Genomic DNA, 20,256 nt, shown 5'->3' on the forward strand with positions numbered 1-20,256 from the left:
GCATGAAAAAGAATGAATGGCAAGATGATTCAGAATATATGAGTTATGTAGGCGAGCTTCTTGAGACTCCTGAAGTTCAACGATTAGCTGATTTTAAGCAACATTATTTTTCAAATCGTTTAGAGCATTCGATTGCAGTCTCTTTTGATAGTTATCGAATTGCGAAGAGAATGCATTTGAATGCTCGTTCAACTGCAAGGGCTGGATTACTTCATGATTTGTTTTATTATGATTGGCGCACAACTAAGTTTGATAATGGAACGCATGCATGGATTCATCCACGAATTGCTGTACGAAATGCAAAGAAGATTACGGATTTATCCGCAATGGAACGTGATATCATAATCAAGCATATGTGGGGTGCAACTGTGGCTCCTCCCCGCTATCTTGAAGGCTATATTGTAACGATGGTTGATAAATATGAAGCTACATCTGAAGTTAGTGTGCCTTTATTTAATCGTTATGAGAGCCGCTTAAAGAAGCATTTAGGTTTTGTGAAATAATAAAGTTGGAAAAACTTCGCCTTTTTATTTGACGGTGAGGCTTTTTTCGTGTAATTATAAATATGTTAGGATAAGTTTTGGAGGTGAAGATAGTGCAAAAAGTAGTTGAAACCTATGTTCAATGCCCACGATTTGAAAAAACTTTCGGTATTTTGGGAAGAAAATGGAATGGGTTAATAATTGATGTTTTATTAACTGAAGGACCTCAACGCTTTCGGGATCTTGCTAACAAGGTCGATAAGTGCAGTGATCGTGTTTTGGTTGAACGCCTTAAGGAACTGGAAGAAGAAGGACTGCTTGAACGCGTGATATATGAGGATAGTTGCAGGCCAGTTTATAGTTTAACTGAGCGTGGCGAAAATCTTCGCTGTGTCATGGGTGAATTGCATGATTGGGCAAAAAAATGGTATACACTTGATGATTGCAAGTAAGGCTTGACGGATTACATGTGAGAGTATAGACTCTATAAAGAGTAAAGACATTGACGGAAAATAGTAGGATTTTTTTTATAGTCAGAGAGGAATATATTGGCTGAAATTATTCCATATAAGATTATCTGAATTTCATTTCCTTAGTTGCCATCGGAATTTAGTCATAATGAATGATGTGCCGCTTACATGGGCGTTAACATGAAAGTGCTGGGTAGTAATAACATTTGCGTTATATTAGCTAGAACAAGGGTGGTACCGCGAGACCTCGTCCCTTTGATGGGATGGGGTCTTTTTGTCTTGAGAGGGAAACGGTGCAAAAAGTTAAATTTTGATTTGGACTGTTTCTTGATAGTTCCCGTTATGTATGAATGAACAAGAAAGGAAAAAACAAATGGACTTAAAAGATAGATTAACAAAACTAAAAGTTAAAGCTTTAAGTGAAATTGATACTGTTGAAGATTTAAAGAAGATTAATGAGATTCGGGTTAATTTGTTAGGTAAGAAGGGTCCCATCACAGAAGTGTTGCGCGGAATGAAAGATCTTTCAAAAGAAGAAAGGCCTGTTGTGGGTAGTCTCGCAAATAAGGTGCGTGATGAATTGACAGCAGCAATTACGCAACGCCGTGAGAAATTAGAAATAAGTAAAATTGCCAGAAAGCTTGAGAAAGAAAAAATTGATGTTACTTTACCCGGTGTTCCAGTCAAGGCGGGACAGCCGCACATTATAATGCAGGTTATTGATCAGCTTGAGAAGCTTTTTCTTGGAATGGGTTATCAAGTGGTGGACGGACCTGAAATTGAGGAAGATCATTATAACTTCGAAATGATGAACTTACCAAAGGATCATCCTGCACGTGATATGCAAGACACTTTTTATATTACCGAACAAATTTTGATGCGTACACAAACTTCTCCAGTACAAGCTCGTACCATGGAAAAGCATGATTTTGCTAAAGGCCCATTGAAAATGATTTCACCCGGTAAAGTGTATAGGCGTGATACTGACGACGCGACACATTCTCACCAATTTCACCAAGTCGAGGGTCTTGTCATTGATCGACATATTACGATGGGCGACTTGAAGGGAACTTTGCAGAGTATCGCACGAACTATCTTTGGGGATGAGCGTGAAATTAGATTGCGGCCTAGTTATTTTCCGTTTACTGAGCCCTCAGTTGAGGTAGATGTTTCTTGCTTTAAGTGTGGGGGCAAGGGTTGTACTGTCTGTAAGCAAACTGGTTGGATTGAAGTTTTAGGAGCAGGGATGGTTCATCCGAATGTTTTAACAATGGCAGGAATTGATGCAGAAGTCTACGGTGGTTTTGCTTTTGGATTAGGCCCAGATCGTTTTGCAATGTTAAAATATGGGGTTGATGATATCCGCGAGTTTTATTTAAATGATGTTCGTTTCCTATCACAATTTGCGCAGAAAGGATAGAGATAAATGAAGGTTTCTACAAAATGGCTCAAGGATTATATTGACTTAGATATTAATCCAGAAGAACTAGCTGAGAAAATTGAAAGAACGGCAGTTGAAGTTGACGGTGTTTCTAGACTTGATAAGAATTTAAAGAAGATTGTGGTTGGTGCCACTGTCGAAGTGAGAAAACATCCCGAATCAGATCATCTTAATATTTGCCAAGTTGACGTTGGAGCAGCTGAATTATTGCAAATTGTTTGTGGTGCACCCAACATTGCTGCAGGCAAGAAAGTAATTGTAGCGTTGCCTAATTCACGAATTGCAGGAAATGTGAAAATCAAAAAAAGTAAGATGCGAGGCGAAGTTTCTGAAGGAATGATTTGTTCGCTTCAAGAAATTGGATTTTCAGAAAGTGTTGTGCCCAAGGCCTACGCTGCCGGAATATACCTTCTTCCAGATGATGCTAAGCCTGGCGAACCAGTATATTCATACTTGGGGATGGATGAAGACATCATCGACCTTGATGTTACACCAAATCGAGCCGATATGTTGAGCATGAGGGGTACAGCGCATGAACTTGCCGCGATTTATGATCAGAAAGTGATCTTAAAGAAGCCTGCATTACAAGAGGATCTAACCGATAAGATTTCTAATTATATTCAAGTGACAGCTGATAAAGAACTATCTCCTACATATTTGCTGCGAATTATCAAAGATGTGCAGGTTGAAGAAAGTCCAATGTGGTTGCAAAGACGTTTGTGGAATGCTGGTATTCGCCCAATGAACAACGTTGTTGATGTGACAAACTATATTTTACTCGATTATGGTCAACCATTACATTCTTTCGACTATCAGAAAATTGCTGGTAAAGGCATTGAAGTTCGTCTTGCTAAGTCAGGTGAAACATTACGGACACTTGATGAAGAAGAAAGGAAGCTTTTACCAAATGATATTGTGATTGCTGATGATAATGGGCCAATTGCTCTAGCTGGGACGATGGGCGGTTTAAATAGTGGTATTTCTGCTGAAACACAGGTTATTGCACTCGAAGCTGCTGTTTTCAATTCATCGGCTATTCGTAAAACTGCTAGAAAGCATAATTTGCATAGTGAAGCCGCTATGCGATTTGAGCGTGGAATTAATCGCGGAACGGTTGCAGAAGCACTTGATATGGCAGCTCAGTTGATTGCTGAATTGGGCAATGGGAAAATCGTTGCAGGTGTAGCTGGTACGCAAGATAGTATTCAGCCAGTGATTATTAATATTTCAACTAAAAAAATTAATGATGTGCTAGGTACTGAATTACAAATTGCAGAAATCAAGGATATTTTCGAAAGGCTTGGTTTTACAATTGAAGAAGAAAATGGTAATTTCACAGTTTCTGTTCCTGTAAGAAGATGGGATATCAGTATTCCCGCAGACTTGATTGAAGAAGTTGCAAGAATTTACGGTTATGATAATTTACCAGCAACATTGCCTAGTGGCGAATTAACACCTGGGAAATATACGTATAAACAACAAGTAATTCGGGATACAAGAAGTATTTTGGAAGAATCAGGATTGATGCAGGCAATTTCTTATGGGTTAACTTCAGATAAGAAAGCACAAAGGTTTATGATGGAAGATGCTCAATCAACTAGATTGAATTTTCCAATGAGTTCGGATCGAACAACCGTCAGAATGAATCTGATTAGTGGTTTACTGGATGATGTTGCTTATAATAATGCACGCAAGGTTTCAGATGTGATGCTATATGAACAGGGACGTGTTTTTTATCGTGATGTGGATAATGATCGGCCGCGCGAAGTTGAACATGTGGCTGCCGCAATGACGGGGCTATATTCAGCGCAATCATGGCATGATGAGAAGAAGCAGATTGATTTTTATGTTACCAAAGGAATTGTGGAGCACTTGCTAACTGTGCTGGGGGTTACAGATGTCAATTACAGAGCTTCACAAGAGCATGAAGAAATGCATCCTGGGCGAACAGCTGACATCTTTATAGGTAATCTCTTTATCGGTTTTGTGGGGGAGGTTCATCCAAATATTTCTAAGGAATATGGGATTGGAAGAACGTACGTCTTTGAACTTGATTTGCAAAAGATTATTGACTTTAATAATGAACTAATTGTATATCAACCAGTGTCAAAATATCCTGTTATCACGCGTGACGTTGCAATGGCTGTCGGCAAGGAGATTGCAAATGCTGATATTGTTAATTTTATTAAGAAACAAAGTGGCAAAATTTTAAGTAATGTGCAGCTTTTTGATGTTTATGAAGGCGGCAAAATAAGTACTGAACAAAAATCGTTGGCATATGAGTTAACATACAGTGATAGCTCAAAAACCTTGGAAGATGATGATGTCACCGCTGATTTTGAAAAAGTAATGAGTAAGTTACAAGCAAAATTTAATGTAGAAATTCGTTAATCTGATACAAAAAAGCTATAGAGAGTAGTGAATCTGTGGCTTTTTTCGTATAGGCTAATTTTTTATACATTAAGTATTATTGAATCTTGATGCAAATTCAAGAAATCTTATGTATAATGAACTGGATAGTGTATTTCGAATGGAGGGATACTTTGAATAATAAGAATGACGACAATAAAGATTTGCAAAGCAATAAGAATACGGATAATAAACTTTTTGCGAATCGAATTGTTCGAGGTGTGTTGCTCCTGATAGTTGTTTTATTAGTTGTTATAGGAATTATCGGTCATCATTACTTTGAAAGCGCGAAGCAGCCGTTGAGTCCTGGGAGCAGTAAAGTAATCGAGGTTAAAGTGCCAATTGGCAGCACAACTAAACAAATTGGTAGTATTTTAGAGAATAAAAAAGTAATTAAAAGCGGTTTTGTTTTTGACTATTATGTTAAAGCAAAAAAATATGGACAATTTAAGGCGGGTTATTATGAGTTAAAACCCTCTATGACTTTAAAGCAAATAGCTCTCAAGTTGCAAAAAGGTGGCGCAAGCGAGTCACAGAATTCGGGGAAAGTGCTTGTCCGCGAAGGTGTTACAGCTGACCAAATTGGTGATGTAATCCAGAAAAAGACACAATTCAAGAAGAAAGCTTTCCTAGCATTATTGAATAGTAAAACTTTTCTAAATGAATTAAAGGAACAGTATCCTGATTTGTTGGGATCAGCAGTGGATGCAAAAAATGTAAGATACAAGTTAGAGGGATATCTGTACCCTGCAACTTATACTGTCGCAAAGAAAAGTACATTAAAACAGTTAATTACTTCAATGGTTATGAAGACCGATGAAATGATGAAACCTTATTATTCACAGATCAGTAAAAAAGGGTGGACTGTGCAACAGGTACTAACTCTTGCTTCACTAGTAGAACGAGAGGGTGTAACCGATTCAGACCGGAAGAAGATTGCAGGCGTCTTTGAGAATAGATTAGACAAGAATATGAAAATCCAGTCAGACATATCTGTTCTGTACGCTCTTGGAAAGCATAAAAAAACAGTTACTTATAAGGATTTGAAGGTTGATTCACCTTATAATTTGTACAAAAGTACAGGTGTGGGTCCTGGACCATTTAATAATCCAAGCATTGATTCAGTAAATGCAGTGTTAAATCCAACCGATAGAGACAAAAATTATTTGTATTTCATTGCGAATATCAAGACTGGTAAAGTATACTATTCACAAACATATGCGCAGCACCAAAAACTAACTGCTAAGTTAGCAAAAGACAATAATTAAAAGAAGCAAAGGAGAAACAAGAAATGACGGCAAATTCGGGCAAGAAACGACCTGTTATTATTGGAGTTACAGGGGGCTCGGGCAGTGGTAAAACTTCTGTAAGTATGGCAATATTTAATCAATTGAAGCAGCATTCACTTTTGATGGTTCAGGAAGACTCATACTATAAAAATCAAAGTGAGATGTCTTTTGAAGAACGGATAAAGGTTAATTATGACCACCCAGATGCTTTTGATACTGATTTGCTGATTGAACATCTGCAAGATCTTTTGAATTGGAAGCAAGTTGCAGTTCCGGTGTATGATTATAGTGCACATACTAGGAGTAACAAGGTATTAATAAAAAATCCACAGGAAGTAATAATTGTTGAAGGAATTCTTGTGCTTAATGATCAACGTTTGCGCAACCTGATGGATATTAAAATTTTTGTTGATACTGACGATGATATTAGAATTATTAGACGAATAAAACGTGATACTGAAGAACGTGGGCGTTCATTGGAATCAATAATTTCACAGTACTTGCGAACAGTTAAACCAATGTATCATCAATTTATTGAACCTACCAAGCGGTACGCAGATATTATTGTGCCTGAAGGTGGGGCAAACCAAGTAGCGATTGATTTATTAACAACGAAGATTCGTGATGTTCTTCGGCATAATAGACATTCGCACAGTTAATTTATTTTGAGAGGAGTCATAAGATATGGCAGGAGAAAAAACATACCCGATGACCATTGAGGGAAAGCAAAAGTTAGCGGAAGAATTAAATACACTTAAGACAACAAAACGTTCAGAGATTATTGAACGAATCAAGATTGCACGGAGTTTTGGTGACTTATCTGAAAATTCTGAATATGAGTCAGCCAAAGATGAACAGTCCTTTGTTGAAGGACGAATAAAGACAATTGAACAAATGTTGAACCATGCTGAAATTATTGATAACGGTAATATTGATGCTGATGAAATCGCAGTTGGAAAGACGGTCACATTCCAGGAATTGCCTGATGAAGAACCTGAAACGTACTCAATTGTTGGAGCGGCAGAGGCGGACCCACTTGCTGGGAAAATATCAAATGAATCACCGATTGCAAAGGGATTAGTGGGTCATCGTTTAGGAGAGGTTGTCGAGATCGAAACTCCTGGTGGTTCAATGCAAGTTAAGATTACTGAAGTTAAATAAGAAATAATTAAAGGAAATCACAGCAGGTAATATGTTGTGATTTTTTTGTTCCTCGTAAATTATAAATTTAATTTAGACATACATTAATTTGTCAAAAATTGGGTTATAATATGCAAATGAAAGGGTCGTTAATATATGAAAAAATCAATACTTATTTATTGTTGTATCTCTGCTTCTTTGGTTGGAATAGTATTGTATAGAAAAAACAAGGAGAAAATTTTGGAAAAAGATAATCGTGAGAGCTTTTTACCAAATGAACTCGTTGAAGAAACAGTAAATCTGGAGAGCAAATTAGCAATTGTTCCTGATGGACCTGAGCTAATCAAAGTACATAATAAAAATGATGCAATTTCTATAGTAGAAGGGCAATTGGGTAACAATAATGGAGACTGGATATGGAATTGCCTATGGGATGATGATGAGAAATTCTTTGTAAAGGCAATTTCTAAAACTGCACTTGCCAAAGGAGCGATGACGGGAACAGCATATACTGCATTTGTATATCGTGATGGTTCTATCAAAGAAGATTTATTTGAGTTAAAGCTGAAATAAAAGATTCCCAGATTACAAAGCAAGTGGTAGAATTATTCCATCGGTTTATATAAAGGAGTGCTATATTAGATGATTAAAAATGCAATTGTTAACCAGCAGATTATTCATAAAACAATTAGGGCTTTTAAAAAGCAGAAACTGACAGTGGAGCAGTTAAATACACTAGCAGAGGTAGCGCGTCATACCTCTTCAAGTATGTTTATGCAGCAATTTTCCATATTGCATATTACTGACGAGAAAAAAAGGGCACAAATCAGGGAAATTTCAGGGCAAAAATATGTTGGAGCAGATGGTGATCTATTTATTTTCATAGTTGATTTACATCGAAATCAGAGCATTCGACGACAGTTAGGCAAAGATGATGGTAGATTGCATCAAACAGACATTTTTTTGCAAGGTGTGGAGGATACTGTTTTGGCAGTACAAAATACGGTTAATGCAGCTGAAAGTATGGGATTGGGAGCGGTTATTTTAGGGAGTGTTAACAATAGTCCAAAAGAATTATTGACAGTATTAAATCTACCAGAGATGACTTTTCCGATACTTGGATTACAGGTAGGGATTGCAGATCAGAAGCCACAATTGAAACCACGCTTGCCATTAGAGTCAGTCTTCTTTGAAAATGAATATCATAAGATTAATGTGGCTGATTTAAAGGAATATGATGAGACTGTACAGACATATTATGATTTACGAGACTCTAATCGCCGAATTGACTCATTTACAAAGCAAGTGAGTTCAAAGAAGTTAGGGACAAAAGAAACTAAGCGAGATGAATTATTAGAGACTTTGCATAGTCAGGGCCTCTGCTTAAAATAAATAGTCTTTGATTGCATTGCATTCCACTCGGATAATTGATATAATGTTTATCGTTGTTGGAGAGTTGGCAGAGTGGTAATGCACCGGACTCGAAATCCGGCGAACCGGTTTATACCGGCGCGCAGGTTCAAATCCTGTACTCTCCTTATTTTATTAATTTTACTTAATTATATACATCCGGAAACGTTGATATATCAGCGTTTCTATTTTTTTACTTACGTTAATATACGTTATTTTGAAAGTGTTTAGTGCACAATTTGCACAGATTACGAAATTTCAGCCTTATTTTTCACTCAATTTTATTGCGCTTTTTTAATATTTTGAGCAGGTCCACAGCTTGAATACTCTCGAAATATTCTCCATTTCGATGATGGTTACTTAGGTTAATTCCTTCGGTTCGATAATTATTAACTTTCATATAGGAAGTATACAGTTTGATTCCATCAAAAATCTTAAAAGTGCACCAACAAGTAAAATCCCCGTGTAGTTCAATATCTTCTTTCAGCAGATCTATCAGATAGTTGCAGTCATGGATCAATGGATTACCACTTTTCCCAATTAGATGCATTAAAATCATACCCTTTATTTTTATGATATCACAATCTATCCATAAAAAATTAGTTTTTATATTAGCTAAGTTATTTTCACAACTTCGAATAATTATTTTATTACTAATTGGTTAATGTTAACTTTGTAAAATACTTATGGATATTCATGATCTTATTTTATCTTTTAGTTGATATTGTTTAAAAATATCTATGGCCAATTTTAATTAAGTTTATTTGTTTAACACAACTAAATATAGCAGTTATCATTCTTCAACATATTGTGTGCAATTTTTAAATGTACACTACATTTTGTGTTTGCTATTTAAAAATACTTCTAGAGGTAGTAATATAGTTAGTAATATTAGAGGAGTGATTAATTTGCAGATAAATATTACAAAAAAAGTGCAGGTGAAGAAGGGAAAAGTCTCAAAATATCAATGGTTAAAGGTTTGGGGACCGGGGCTAATTGTGATGCTTGCGGACACAGATGCAGGCTGCCTGATTACTGCTGCTCAATCGGGAGCACAGTGGGGATATACAATGATTTTACCGCAAATACTTTTAATTCCAATTTTATATATGGCTCAAGAAATGACAGTCCGATTAGGAATTGTGACACATAAAGGACATGGGGAACTAATTCGCGAAAATTTTGGCACTGGATGGGCTTGGCTTTCAGCAGGAACACTGGCAATTTCTGCAATTGGAGCGTTATTAACTGAGTTTATAGGGATCGCAGGTGTCGGAGAACTATTTGGAATATCAAAATGGATCACGGTTCCACTTGCTACCATTTTATTAGTAGGAATCGCATTTATTGGAAGTTATCGACGGGTAGAGAAAATTGGAGTGGTGATTGGGTCAGCTGAATTAGCATTTATTATTGCAATAATTATTATTCGACCGAGTTTGTCACAAATGGTACAGGGCCTAATTACCATACCTTGGAGGCATTCATCATATGTTTATTTGGTAGCAGCTAATGTTGGTGCAGTAATTATGCCATGGATGATTTTTTATCAACAAGGAGCAGTCGTTGACAAGAGGTTAGATGTACATTCGATTACGAAGGCGCGTCATGATACTTTTGTGGGAACTTTAATAACACAGGGAATAATGTTGATTTTTGTAATCGCATTTGCAGCAACAGTTGGAAATCGCAATTTCTCTGGTTCCTTGAATTCAGTAAGTGATTTGGCTAGAGCTTTATCACCATTTATTGGGAGCATGACAGCAAAAATTTTAATCGGGGCAAGTATTTTAGGCGGTGCCATGGTGGCTGCACTAGTTGTTGCGTTAGCTGGTACTTGGGGGATTACCGAAGTACTCAACTGGAAGCATAGTTTAAATGAACCATTGAATCATAAAACAGCAGGATTTTATATAATCTATGCTTTAGCACACATAGTGGGGGCTGTGTTGGTACTTGCAAATTTTGAATTGGTAAATATGGCGGTGGCTGTTGAAGTTATGAATGCATTACTGCTTCCAATTGTGCTCGGTTTTTTGTTAGTTCTTGAAGCTAAGGTAATACCTGAAGAATATCAAATGAAGGGAATTTATAAGTGGACGGTCACGATATTATGCATTATTGTCATGGCCTTTGGAATGTACATGATTGGACCTGTTGCTAATATCTGGTGAGATGCATAATTTCAATATATTAAGCATGACAGAATTTAGACATATGTATAATAAAAGAGAGAGCCATAAGTCGGGAAAATTTAACTTTTGACCCAGCCCCCTCTTTCTTGAGTTCAAATAAACATTCTCTCATAGGTCAAAATCTTCTGGCTACTGTAGTCTGTAGTGTCTCATTTAAGTGAGAACATAAGTCATTAGCAGAAGTCAATTTAAGATGGCGACTCCTAGAGTGAGATAAGATGCAAAAATAATCCATAGCAGATATGGAATCATCAGGATTGATGCTAAGCGGCTGGTTTTGGAAAAATGAACGATACAGGTTAGAACGATAAAATCTAGTACAAGTATTATTACAAATCCTAGCCAATATGAATTCTCTCTGAAGAAAATAATACTCCAGATGAAGTTTAGCGCTAATTGGGCAACGAATAGGGAATAGTCTACTATTTTAGTTCGTCTCAATGAGTAGCGTTGATAAATTAGATAACCAGAGATGGCAATTAAGACATAAAGAAAGGGCCAAACGATTCCAAATAAATAAGCGGGTGGAGATAGAAAAGGGAGGTGCAGATTATTATAGATACCTTTAATATCTCCTGCGAATAAAGCTGATAGACCACCAATTAGCTCAATGATAAGTATAAAAACAATTAGATGTAGCCAATTAAATTTAATTTTCTTTTTGTATTCGTACATTTGGACAACTCCTTTTAATTCGAGTGTAGCATTAATTAATTAGCAAAGCATGGAATATGATTTACATAAAAATTGGCAATGTTTAATAGCAAAACGGAATAAAGAAATTAAAAAGGCAACCCAGAAGGGCTCAACTACAAGAAAACTGTCGCTATTTTGTATTAATTAATTGTCAAAGCTAGTGGAGAATGTGTGTTGAATTGCGAGTGAATTTTAGTATCAACAATAAATTATAACTTATTTTGTTTTTTAAATTTATTAAGTAAATTTTTTGCTTGGATAACTTCTAAATATTCATTAGATTTCCGCATGTTTTTTACCTTGTACTTTTCCGAGTGGTCCATTTCTTTCTTCAAATAAGAAGTATAAATTCGTACCCCATCTCTTAGGAAAAAGGTGGTCCAGCAATCAAATTCACCATAAACATCAATTTCTTTTTGCAAGTTATTTACTAAATCTGTAGAGTCATAAGCAAATTTTTTTCCGCTTTTTCCAACTACTCCCATATTAAACAACCCCTTTACATTTATAGTATCATAGTAAAATTGTAGAATATACGAGTCGGTTAACAAAATAAATTTGATCTATTAAAAATTTTAAAATAACAGAATAGGAGCAATAATCATTTTCGATAATTCTTTATGTTGTTTCTTTAGTGCTTGAGTATGATCACTTAAAAAGGAACCTTGCCATTTGCGCATCCCGCGGTCCTGATAGAAATTCTTAAAGAAATATTCAGCAAATTCATCATCAATTTTTTCCCTATCATTCATTTTTGTTTACTCCTGCTATATGAGATTAATCGGTCAGTACTAGGCCAACGTTGATTTTCAAATAAAACAAAATTAATAGTTAGCTGTGTTTCTTGTTGCAGTGCCTTAACCAATTCCTCAAGGTAGTCTAAGGTGTAGCATTTAATACAAAAAAGAGACTAAATCAAAATTTAACTTTTGACATAGTCTCTCTAAAATGCTTGAAATTAATCTTTTAAGGTTGTAACGAAGGCTAATGATTAATGATATTTCTATTTTTTCTCTTTAACTATATATAAAGGTCTATTTTTTACTTCCAAATAAATATTGCCAATATACTTGCCAACAATCCCTAGACAAAATAGTTGTAGTCCGCCTAATCCGACCATTATAGTAATTAATGAAGCCCAGCCATCAACACTGCCGCCATAAAATATTTTACGGGCAATAATAAAAAGCATGAAAAGTATTGATAATGCAAAGGTAAAGAAACCTGCAAAAGAAGCAATTAAAAGTGGGATTTCTGAGAAATTTACAATTCCTTCGATTGAGTAGCGAAAGAGTTTCCAGAAGGACCAAGAAGTATTGCCTGCAACACGATCACGATTCTCATACTCTAAATATTTTGTTTTAAAGCCAATCCAATTAAAGATACCCTTTGAAAAGCGGTTGTACTCACCCATTTCAAGGATCGAATCAACAACTTTACGAGTCATTAACCGATAATCTCTGACACCTTGAATCATTGGAACATCAGAAATTTTACTCATTAGTTTATAAAAAAGGATAGAAAAAAGTGAACGAATAGGGGGTTCTCCCTTACGATTTACACGCCGAGTGCCGACAATTTCATAATCCTCATCTAAAATTCCTGAGAGCATCAATGGAAGCTGTTCTGGTGGATCTTGCAAGTCAACATCCATAACTGCGACCAAGTCTCCTGTAGCTGTCTGAAGACCTGCATAGAGTGCAGCTTCTTTGCCAAAGTTTCTGGAAAATGAAATGAAATGAACATTTTGGGGATCGTTCTCATTTAAGGTCTGTATTTCAAGGAGTGTATTATCACTTGAACCATCATCAATAAAAATATACTCTAAGGAATAATTGCGCAGTTGTGGGATAAGAGCATTAACTGCTTGGTAGAATAATGGAATTGTCTCCTGTTCATTAAAACAGGGTACTATGATGGAAATTTTTTTAGTCATCTATTTATTGTCTCCAATCGATAATGATTGCTCCGCTAATTATAACGTTAAAGTGATGATAACTCAATATCTGTAAGGCTTTTTTAAGTTATTGAATAAAACTTTAATAAACATTATGTAGCTGCTAGTAATTTTATTTAGCTTATTATTCGATGTATATGATAAAATAACTTTACAATAAATCTATTTAATTGAAGGAGTATTTTAATGGCACAATTCAACAATGAATTTGCACTGGGAGATAAGGTTAACGATTTACCGATGCCGCCTGTAAAAGTCTACATTGGTTGTTCATGGTTTAATGAACAGCAGCGGGAACATTTAAAACAGGGCTTAGCTGCAATTGAAGCCAACCCAAGTATTTCAAGGAAATATTCGCATTTTCCACTTGATTTTCAATATAAGGGACTAGATGTTGCTGAACATCCAGAATTATTGCATGATATCGAGTGGCAAGCACGGACCTTCAACTCAGATATTGAAGGAATTGTGGGTTCGGATTTATGTTTGATGCTTTATTTGCCAAGCTTTCCCGATGATGGAGGAGCTTTTGAACTAGGTTACGCGAAGGGGATTGGCAAACAGTCGATTATCGTTGTTCCTAATGATGATGCCGATAACTTGAACTTAATGCTGGCATATGGTGTAACACGTGTTATTAAGCTATCTGAATTAAGTACATTTGATTTTAGGCATGTTCATGCTGGTACGTACACGGGCTTAGTTCATTAATAATCTATATGCAGAATAATTAATGAAAAATCTGCATAATTATTAAGTTTAGGATATTTTTTAACAGTGGAAACCATGAGATGAGAATTATTAACTTCGTTTTGATATAATCAATTCAGTGGAAAATAAGAATTCTGAATTAATATATGTCAGAGAGGAGAGTAAGAAGATGTCTGCATTTCAAAACGTATTAATTATAATTTCAATCGTTGCATTAATTGCGATGTTGTTGCTGATCTTGGGACTCTCTTGGGGAATATCATTTCAAGCTGTTGCAGTGGGTGGGGTGACCTGTTTTGCTATTGCAGTAGCTTCGACAGTGATTGCGTTGTGCATTGGTGTAGTAGGTATTTTCTCACGAGATTAGGAAAGTTATATAGAAATAATGATAAGTCAGCGGAATTTGACTTATGGAGTGTCAATTATATAAAATCAACAAAGGGACTAAATCAAAATTTATTTTTGACTTAGCTCTTTTTTTAATGTCTTGAAATGTCAAATTAAGTTATAAATAACGTAGTTGCTTATCTGTGACATTTTTCATGAAGTATGAATTAAAATAATCTGTTATTAAGTATCATAGGAATAAGCAGCTGATTACTTTGAGTTCAAAAGTTGAACAATTCATAAGCATATGAGATACTTTTTACAGAAATTTAGGAAATGGTGTGGTTCAATGAAAAAATTTGATTTACAAGATGTTGAGCGGGCATTTGAGAAGATAAAACCATATTTAAGAACAACCCCTGTAGTTGAATCACTTTTTTTAAATAATAATGAGAGAGAATATTTTTTCAAATTAGAGTCGCTACAGCCAGTTAGAAGCTTTAAAATTAGAGGAGCTTTGAATAAAATATTGAGTCTAACAAATGCAGAAAAAAGGAAGGGTGTAGTTACCATTTCATCCGGAAATCATGGAATTGCAACTGCTTATGCCAGTCAGTTATTGGGGATTGAAAAAATTGAGGTTATTGTGCCAATTGGGACGCCAAATAATAAGATTGAAAAAATTGAGCATTTCGGTGGGCAAGTCAAACAAATAGGTAAGAATTATGATGAAGCTCATATTCAAGGAATGCAATATGTTAAAAAAAGTGAGATGAATTATATTGATTCTTATTATTCTGATCCGTTGATTTATAGTGGACAGGGGACAATCTCTTTGGAGTTAATGCAACAGTTGCCATTGCTAGATACGATTGTTATCCCAATTGGAGGGGGCAGCTTGATTACCGGAATTGCAGTTGCAGCCAAAAGCATTAATCCAACAATCAGAATAGTTGGAGTTCAAACCGCTGCTTGTCCCGCAATGATTGAAGCAATTAAGAATAAGAAGTTTTATGAAGAATATCCTACTAAGGATTCAATCTGCGAATCACTTGTAGGAGGAATTGGGAGGTTGAGCTATGAGATGCTTCCCGCATATGTTGACGAGCTGATAGCGGTTGATGAGGCAGAGATTGCAGATGCAGTTGCATACATGGCCAAGGAAGAAAAAATTATTGCTGAACCAGGAAGTTGTACGACAGTTGCTGCACTTAGAAACTATGGTGAGAAGATTGGTGGGAGTGTAGTGGCTGCAATCATTTCGGGTGGAAATATTGATGAAAAATTATTTTATAATCTACTAGCCTAAAACTAGGACTAATGATTCATGTCTACAAAGGTGTAATGTTAACCTATTTATTGATAATACTAGTATAATTAATTGATACTATTAAAATGAGGTGAAGAAGCTTAATGAAAAGCAACAAATGGATTCGTTTTTTGGGTGGTAGAAGTCTAGTATTCACGCTGTTTGTTTTAGGGATGATAGCTGCTATTATCTTTCTTTACAGTAAAATAGCATTTATATTCGAACCTTTTGCTGTCGTCTTCTCGACAATAATGCCACCAGTTATCGTAGGGCTAATTTTGTATTATTTGATAAATCCACTGGTTAAGTTATTGGAAAAATATATCAAGCGTACCTGGATAATAGTTATTATCTACGTCATAATATTAACACTATTGATTTTTGGAGGAATTGAATTAATTATTACTGCTAGAAATCAAGCAATTGATTTAGTTAAGCATTTTCCTAATATTTTGCAGAGTTTTGAAAAAAATGCGGATAGTTTAGCTGCTAATTTTCCATACGCAAATGAGTTTAAACAGCTGCAAGACTCACTAAACTTATCGAGTACAAAAATCAGCAAATTCATAGAGAGTTATTTGCAGAATGGTGCAAAAAGCTTTGGAAGTGTATTCTCAGTGATTTCTACTTTATTATTGGCAGTTATAACTGGGCCAATAATAGCCTTTTTCTTGCTACAAGATAAGGAAAAGTTCTTTAAGACTAGCAAAAAGTTGGTGCCACCGCTTTTTCGTAACGACTTTACAGAGTTTGCTAAGATAGTTGACCAGCAAATTGGTGGATATCTGAAGGGACAAATTGCGGTATCTGCAATTTTAGGAATAATGTATTGGCCATGTTTTATGTTAATGGGAATCAAATACGCAGGGACTTTAGCACTGGCAGCTGGGATTTTGAGTATTATTCCATACATTGGTTCTTTTGCAGCCTTCATTCCTGGATTAATTATTGCTTTCCAATCTTCGTTCATGATGGCTTTGGTTTTTGTAATTGTATGGTTTGTCGTGCAATTCTTACATGGTCAGTTTATCGTTCCTAAGGTTATGGGTAATAACTTACAATTGCATCCAATCACGGTATTACTCGTATTATTGGTGATGGGTGAAATGTTAGGAATAATTGGTGTAATTTTTGGGATTCCAATTTATTGTTTCATCAAAGCAATAACAATTTATTTGTTTAGAAAATTCAAGAAAAGATATAATCGTTTTTATGGAGAATCTGGACAATATGAAGATACTGAATTTTCAAAGAAGAACTACCTAAACAAAAAATAATTGTTGTCTCACAGAATATGGCTATGCAGAGAAAAACTTATAAGTATGCTTGACTAAACGTAGTAAAGGGATTGGGTCAAATTTTGATCCAATCCCTTTAATTGTAATAAATCAACATAATTTATAAGTCAAAGCTTCTCTTAATTAATCTCGGATAAAATCCAATAAGTAGATGTGAAGTCTAATTGCCATAGACAATAGATTGGACTTCTTTTGCAATTTTAGCGATTCTAGGGAATCCACTGAATCCGCTCTGATTATGACCATGAGTCATGATTACTAAGATATATCTTTGACCATTGGGAAGGGTGACAATCCCAGCATCATTGTTTACATCATCCAAGAAACCAACTTTATCAGTTACAGTAGTTCCTTTCATTGCTTTTGCAGCTCCTGTAGGGATTCCTGTACGATATACTTGTTTACCCATTAAACTTAGTAGTTTAGAGCGATTTGCAGTATCACTGAATGCACCAGTCCCATGAAATAATTGCAATAATAATTCCTGTAGGCTATTTGCAGTTGTTGTGGCATTGCTAGAATTGGTGAAGACAGGCGAGTACCAATTTTGACTTTTGATAAAACTATTTATACTGGAAAGTCCATATGTTTGCAATTCGGTTTCGGCAAAATCATTTTGACTATATACAATCATATTGTAAAAACCATTTGTAGAAGTTGTGTCCCAAGAGAAATTATTGTTTTTGGCCTCATTAAATAAATATGCAGTTATGAATAACTTATATGTACTAGCCGAAGTAGCTGGGGTAGAGGCATTTGAGGAAACTGCAAGATTTCCTTCCTTATATAAGGAAGCATTGCTCTTTTTAGCAGCAGTACTATTTTCTTCTGGTGAGAGATTATAGAAACTGACACTAGCAGTTCCATCAGCAGTAACCTTGTCTAAATACTTTTGTAATTTTTTTGTGATTTGACTTTTTTTAGTAGCAAGCTTTTGGACCTGTGTGGTTTGCTTTTTATCATTCGAATTGCTACTAGCACTAGCAGGAGTATCCTTTTGAGTGCTTTTAATAGCTAAAATTATTATAATGCTTACGATTACTAAAAAAAGGAATATATTACCTATTCTCAAGTATCTTTTTCTTCTTCTCAAGCTATACACTTCACTTTCACATATGTTAATACCTATTGAAAGCATAATTTTATTAAATGAAAAAGCTGTGAAGTAAGTCATAATTATATTAGAAGCAAATATGATTTTTACGATTATTTTATTTGTTTTTATGAATTTTTGGCATATGAATGAAGTAAATAGTTATGTATAATAACACTAGTATCTTGTTTTAAAGGAGAATGAGCAGCGTGAATATATCAGGGATAACAAATCAGAATACTAATAGTGTTGCAGCTGATGCTAGTTCAACCCAAAGCAGTCAGCAAGCAAATCAGGCACTCTTCTCCAATATACTGGAGAAGAATTTAAGTACAGAACTTACGATAAAAAAAGGTGATACATTGTGGGCAATCGCTAGAAAATACGGAACTAGCATTTCAGACCTAGCCCAAGGCAATAATATTGCTAATCCCAACCTAATTTATGTTAATCAAAGAATTAGTGTCACTGGTAATAATACGGAGACAGCCGCAACACAGAGTGCACAGGCAGCATATGGGTATGGGGCCTCGTCAACAACTGGAAACGTTCAAAACACTAATGCAAGTTCTCAAGGCTCGAGTGAAGGTGTCCAAAGTACAGCTCTTTCTGGTAATGAAAAAGTAGCTCAAGACTATATCGTGCAGCATGAATCTGGTGGGAATTATAATGCCAGAAATGGGAAATATATTGGAAAATATCAGCTTGATTCGAGTTATCTGAAGGGCGATTATTCGGCTGAAAATCAAGAAAAGGTTGCAAAAGAGTACGTAATGCAGCGATACGGTTCTTGGACGAAAGCAATGGAACACTGGAAAGAAAATAATTGGTACTAAGAAATTTTTGAGAAATATTAGGAGTGTTTTTTTGAAGAATAAAGCCACTTTACTTGCAAGTATGTTCGTTAATATGGGGATTGGGTTAATAATGCCGATAACTACCTTATTTATCCATGAGAGACTAAATCAGAGCTTGGTTGTTGCTGGTTATGTCTTAATGGGCTTTTCAATTGCAATGGTGATTGGAAATTTAATTGGGGGATTTTTATTAGATAGATGGAAGGTAAAACAAACGCACTACTTAGGCGGTGCAATTGTCTGGTTTTCCTTAATTACAATCGTAGTGTGGCCACTATGGCCACTCTATGCTTTTTTGGTTGCTTTTTATGGCTTGGGTTTGGGAATCTTAAATTCAGCAGTTAACGGGTATATCGCTTATTTGCAAAAGGAAGATGCAAATATCTTTACAAATGCTTATTGGCTAGCAAATATTGGAATGGGAATATCAACTTTTCTATCGGGAACTTTATTTGCAATAGGCATCAGAGAAGTCTTTCTAAGCTCATTAATACTTTTTTCGCTGACCTTAATGATTATTGCTTTTAACTTTAACGATATTGAGCACGAAAAAATAATAAGTAAAAAAAGAAAATTGAACTTCGATGAAAATGCAACAACAATAAGTAGTCTAGTAATTATATGTTTGACCATTATTTTTATTTGGATAGGCTATGAACAGTGGAATAGTAATATTTCGGTTTTGATGTTGTCTAAGAATATTTCGGTACAAAAATACAGTTTTTTATTTACGATATCAACTTTTGAAATTGTTATTTTTCAACCACTATTGAAACCATTTTTTAAAGCAAATTTTGAAAATGAAAAATTACGTGTAATTGTTGGTGTAAGCATGTTTGCAATTTCCTATTTGCTAATTATAGGTGCGGATACTTACTGGCGCTTTGTCTTGGGAATTACAGCATTATCTGTAGGTGACGTCTTGGCCCTAACGACGATTCCGGCTTTGCTTAATCGCTATGCTAATGATAGCAATCGAGCATCAATTCAATCTATTAGTAGCACTGCAGGTTCGGCTGGACGTGCAATTGGCCCGCTAGCAGGTGGATATATGATTTCTCAGATTAATTATAGCTTTTCATTTATTGCTATTTTTGTCAGTCATATTGTACTGATTCCCTTGATACTATTACTAAAAAGAAATAAAAAATATATTGAATGACCTACGGAGA

Annotated in this window: 22 protein-coding genes, 1 tRNA gene and 1 other annotated feature; of the genes, 17 read left to right on the forward strand and 6 right to left on the reverse strand. The window is 35.3% G+C overall.

Annotated elements, in window-relative coordinates; all coding sequences use genetic code 11:
* Positions 1-2 precede the first annotated feature (2 nt).
* From FFX44_RS05100 to FFX44_RS05145, 10 genes are all read left to right on the forward strand, one after another.
* Positions 3-503, forward strand: coding sequence for an HD domain-containing protein (locus FFX44_RS05100; protein ID WP_289978527.1), 501 nt, complete (start codon positions 3-5; stop codon positions 501-503).
* Positions 504-595: 92 nt separating this feature from the next.
* A complete protein-coding gene (locus FFX44_RS05105; RefSeq protein ID WP_289978528.1) occupies positions 596-934 on the forward strand; it encodes a helix-turn-helix domain-containing protein in 339 nt (112 codons plus the stop codon).
* A gap of 41 nt (positions 935-975) precedes the next feature.
* Positions 976-1,210 (forward strand) — a binding site (T-box leader).
* 115 nt (positions 1,211-1,325) lie between these two features.
* A complete protein-coding gene (gene pheS, locus FFX44_RS05110) occupies positions 1,326-2,372 on the forward strand; it encodes a phenylalanine--tRNA ligase subunit alpha (protein WP_289978531.1) in 1,047 nt (348 codons plus the stop codon).
* A 6-nt stretch (positions 2,373-2,378) separates the two neighbouring features.
* Complete coding sequence (gene pheT, locus FFX44_RS05115; protein WP_289978533.1) at positions 2,379-4,784, forward strand: phenylalanine--tRNA ligase subunit beta; 2,406 nt, start codon at positions 2,379-2,381, stop codon at positions 4,782-4,784.
* A 152-nt stretch (positions 4,785-4,936) separates the two neighbouring features.
* Positions 4,937-6,070 carry an endolytic transglycosylase MltG gene (gene mltG, locus FFX44_RS05120; RefSeq protein ID WP_289978536.1) on the forward strand — a complete coding sequence of 378 codons (1,134 nt, stop codon included), beginning with the start codon at positions 4,937-4,939 and terminating at the stop codon, positions 6,068-6,070.
* 23 nt (positions 6,071-6,093) lie between these two features.
* Positions 6,094-6,750, forward strand: a complete 657-nt coding sequence (udk, locus tag FFX44_RS05125; RefSeq protein ID WP_289978539.1) for a uridine kinase — start codon at positions 6,094-6,096, stop codon at positions 6,748-6,750.
* 25 nt (positions 6,751-6,775) lie between these two features.
* Entirely contained in the window at positions 6,776-7,252 is a 477-nt protein-coding gene (gene greA, locus FFX44_RS05130; RefSeq protein WP_289978541.1) for a transcription elongation factor GreA, read from the forward strand.
* A 219-nt stretch (positions 7,253-7,471) separates the two neighbouring features.
* Positions 7,472-7,804: a hypothetical protein gene (locus FFX44_RS05135; RefSeq protein WP_289978544.1), complete on the forward strand. Its 333-nt coding sequence runs from the start codon at positions 7,472-7,474 to the stop codon at positions 7,802-7,804.
* 69 nt (positions 7,805-7,873) lie between these two features.
* Positions 7,874-8,623 carry an NADPH-dependent oxidoreductase gene (locus FFX44_RS05140; RefSeq protein WP_289978547.1) on the forward strand — a complete coding sequence of 250 codons (750 nt, stop codon included), beginning with the start codon at positions 7,874-7,876 and terminating at the stop codon, positions 8,621-8,623.
* A gap of 58 nt (positions 8,624-8,681) precedes the next feature.
* Positions 8,682-8,769 (forward strand) — tRNA-Ser (locus tag FFX44_RS05145).
* Positions 8,770-8,912: 143 nt separating this feature from the next.
* On the opposite strand, the gene FFX44_RS05150 is transcribed toward FFX44_RS05145, so the two are convergent.
* Positions 8,913-9,191, reverse strand: a complete 279-nt coding sequence (locus tag FFX44_RS05150) for a hypothetical protein (protein ID WP_289978548.1) — start codon at positions 9,189-9,191, stop codon at positions 8,913-8,915.
* Between the two features lie 358 nt (positions 9,192-9,549).
* Here FFX44_RS05150 and FFX44_RS05155 point away from each other — a divergent pair, with 358 nt between their 5' ends.
* On the forward strand, positions 9,550-10,815 hold the full coding sequence (locus FFX44_RS05155; RefSeq protein ID WP_289978549.1) for a divalent metal cation transporter: 1,266 nt from the start codon (positions 9,550-9,552) through the stop codon (positions 10,813-10,815).
* A gap of 204 nt (positions 10,816-11,019) precedes the next feature.
* Here FFX44_RS05155 and FFX44_RS05160 read toward each other — a convergent pair whose 3' ends face one another.
* From FFX44_RS05160 to FFX44_RS05175, 4 genes are all read right to left on the reverse strand, one after another.
* Entirely contained in the window at positions 11,020-11,511 is a 492-nt protein-coding gene (locus tag FFX44_RS05160) for a TspO/MBR family protein (RefSeq protein WP_289978551.1), read from the reverse strand.
* Between the two features lie 230 nt (positions 11,512-11,741).
* Positions 11,742-12,017 carry a hypothetical protein gene (locus FFX44_RS05165; RefSeq protein ID WP_289978553.1) on the reverse strand — a complete coding sequence of 92 codons (276 nt, stop codon included), beginning with the start codon at positions 12,015-12,017 and terminating at the stop codon, positions 11,742-11,744.
* Between the two features lie 90 nt (positions 12,018-12,107).
* Entirely contained in the window at positions 12,108-12,284 is a 177-nt protein-coding gene (locus FFX44_RS05170) for a hypothetical protein (RefSeq protein WP_289978555.1), read from the reverse strand.
* A gap of 251 nt (positions 12,285-12,535) precedes the next feature.
* On the reverse strand, positions 12,536-13,468 hold the full coding sequence (locus FFX44_RS05175) for a glycosyltransferase family 2 protein (RefSeq protein ID WP_289978557.1): 933 nt from the start codon (positions 13,466-13,468) through the stop codon (positions 12,536-12,538).
* Between the two features lie 207 nt (positions 13,469-13,675).
* Here FFX44_RS05175 and FFX44_RS05180 point away from each other — a divergent pair, with 207 nt between their 5' ends.
* The 4 genes from FFX44_RS05180 to FFX44_RS05195 all read left to right on the forward strand — a co-directional run bounded on the left by FFX44_RS05180 (position 13,676) and on the right by FFX44_RS05195 (position 17,113).
* A complete protein-coding gene (locus FFX44_RS05180) occupies positions 13,676-14,200 on the forward strand; it encodes a nucleoside 2-deoxyribosyltransferase (RefSeq protein WP_289978559.1) in 525 nt (174 codons plus the stop codon).
* 169 nt (positions 14,201-14,369) lie between these two features.
* Positions 14,370-14,567, forward strand: a complete 198-nt coding sequence (locus FFX44_RS05185; protein ID WP_289978561.1) for a hypothetical protein — start codon at positions 14,370-14,372, stop codon at positions 14,565-14,567.
* Between the two features lie 309 nt (positions 14,568-14,876).
* A complete protein-coding gene (locus FFX44_RS05190; RefSeq protein WP_289978563.1) occupies positions 14,877-15,836 on the forward strand; it encodes a threonine/serine dehydratase in 960 nt (319 codons plus the stop codon).
* Between the two features lie 104 nt (positions 15,837-15,940).
* Positions 15,941-17,113, forward strand: a complete 1,173-nt coding sequence (locus FFX44_RS05195) for an AI-2E family transporter (protein ID WP_289978564.1) — start codon at positions 15,941-15,943, stop codon at positions 17,111-17,113.
* 181 nt (positions 17,114-17,294) lie between these two features.
* On the opposite strand, the gene FFX44_RS05200 is transcribed toward FFX44_RS05195, so the two are convergent.
* Positions 17,295-18,206 (reverse strand): serine hydrolase, encoded by a 912-nt coding sequence (locus FFX44_RS05200; protein WP_289978565.1) that lies wholly within the window; start codon positions 18,204-18,206, stop codon positions 17,295-17,297.
* Positions 18,207-18,436: 230 nt separating this feature from the next.
* Here FFX44_RS05200 and FFX44_RS05205 point away from each other — a divergent pair, with 230 nt between their 5' ends.
* On the forward strand, positions 18,437-19,063 hold the full coding sequence (locus tag FFX44_RS05205) for a LysM peptidoglycan-binding domain-containing protein (RefSeq protein ID WP_289978568.1): 627 nt from the start codon (positions 18,437-18,439) through the stop codon (positions 19,061-19,063).
* A 31-nt stretch (positions 19,064-19,094) separates the two neighbouring features.
* Positions 19,095-20,246, forward strand: a complete 1,152-nt coding sequence (locus FFX44_RS05210; protein ID WP_289978570.1) for an MFS transporter — start codon at positions 19,095-19,097, stop codon at positions 20,244-20,246.
* Positions 20,247-20,256 lie beyond the last annotated feature (10 nt).

It is taken from the genome of Lactobacillus sp. UCMA15818 (genome assembly GCF_030400225.1).
Taxonomy (GTDB): Bacteria; Bacillota; Bacilli; order Lactobacillales; family Lactobacillaceae; genus Liquorilactobacillus.